The organism is Ideonella sp. P3_A4 (assembly GCF_056403075.1).
The window spans coordinates 1-751 of sequence record NZ_JBFUGE010001260.1; the positions used below are offsets into that span (position 1 = coordinate 1).

1 protein-coding gene and 1 pseudogene are annotated in these 751 nt (G+C 65.9%); both read right to left on the bottom strand.

Annotated features, from left to right (window positions below):
- Nucleotides 1-309, bottom strand: a pseudogene (locus AC1DYI_RS37430) (alpha/beta fold hydrolase); the annotation flags it as partial.
- Nucleotides 310-343: 34 nt separating this feature from the next.
- Nucleotides 344-751, bottom strand: a 408-nt coding sequence (locus AC1DYI_RS37435; protein ID WP_477209114.1) for an alpha/beta fold hydrolase, incomplete at its 5' end; no start/stop codon positions are given.

Here is a 751-nt window from a genome sequence, read left to right on the forward strand (position 1 = left end):
CTCTTCGATAGGGCGCTGGAACTGCCACATCGTCGGCATCAGCGGCGAGGCGGGGCCGCCATGCACGAACAGGATGATCGGATTGCTCCGGTCCTGGCCGCGCACGCTGAGCCACTGGTCGATGCCGCCAATCTTCGTCTTGTAGGTCTCCTGGATGCCGGTCGGGGCGAGGATGCGGCCGAGATCCTGAACGACTTCCCTTGCTGTCTTGTAGCGCGCGGCGTCCTTGGCTTGCTCGGTGGTGTCTTCGGCGAATGCGTTGCCCGCCAGCGCGGCTGTGGTGGCGAGGGCGATGAGTGTGGTTTTCAAACGAGAAGTCGCTTGGTTGTGAATCGGGATGAGATCAAGCCAGTGCGGCGCGCAGTGCGGCCAGCGTGGCGTCCGGCGCTTCGGCCATCAACACGTGGCCGGCATCAACGGTTTCGACGCAGGCCTTCAGCGCGTTGCCGATTTCGGCCGCGGCCTTGGGCGGTGTCATCTGGTCACGCCGGCCGAGGATCAGCGTGGCAGGCGCCGTGACCTTCGCGGCGGCGTCGAGCGCGCCCGCGTAGCCATTGCACGCGACGAAATCCTGGTGGTAGAGCTGGTTGTTGCCTTGCTTGGCCAGCACCAGCCGGCACAAGGCCTTGCCGCCACCACGCACCCACACGCCGGGGCCGGGGTAGCCTGGCTTCTGGGCGATCGACGAGTACGACAGCGTGGTGACCAGGTCGATGGCGGCCAGCGGGTCGTTCTTGGACATTTCCAGCAG